The sequence below is a fragment of the Micromonospora sp. NBS 11-29 genome (assembly GCF_002140155.1).
Lineage (GTDB): Bacteria > Actinomycetota > Actinomycetes > Mycobacteriales > Micromonosporaceae > Micromonospora.
Window position 1 is genome coordinate 4,954 of sequence record NZ_NAPR01000009.1, and the last position, 509, is coordinate 5,462.

Here is a 509-nt window from a genome sequence, read left to right on the forward strand (position 1 = left end):
GAGACGCCCCTCGAACAACCCACACACCCGATCGAACGCATCCGCGAACACCGGAAACGCCTCGTACAGTCCCCGACCCATCCCGACACGCTGCGCACCCTGACCGGTGAACAACACCGCCCGCCGACCCGACAACACCTCACCGGTGACCACACCCGAGGCTGATTCGCCCTGCGCCACCGCCGACAGGCCCGCGAGCAGCGCGTTCCGGTCGACGCCTATGACCGCCGCCCGGTGTTCCAGGGCGGCGCGCGTGGTGACCAAGGACCAGCCCACCTCGGCCGGCGACACGTCCCGCCGCACCCGCAGATGATCCGCCAGCCGCGACGCCTGCCCGGCCAGGGCCTCGGCCGACCGCGCCGACACCAGCCACGGCACCGACGGCAGCACGACCGGCACCGTCTCCGGAGCCGGCTCGACCTCCGGGGCCTCCAGGATGACGTGCGCGTTGGTGCCGGAGATCCCGAACGACGACACCGCCGCCCGCCGGGGCCGATCCACCGCCGGCC

General features: G+C 73.3%; 1 protein-coding gene. It reads right to left on the bottom strand.

What is annotated here, in order from left to right:
* A partial coding sequence (locus B1205_RS31435; RefSeq protein WP_441338485.1) for a ketoacyl-synthetase C-terminal extension domain-containing protein occupies nucleotides 1–509 on the bottom strand: 509 nt, incomplete at both ends.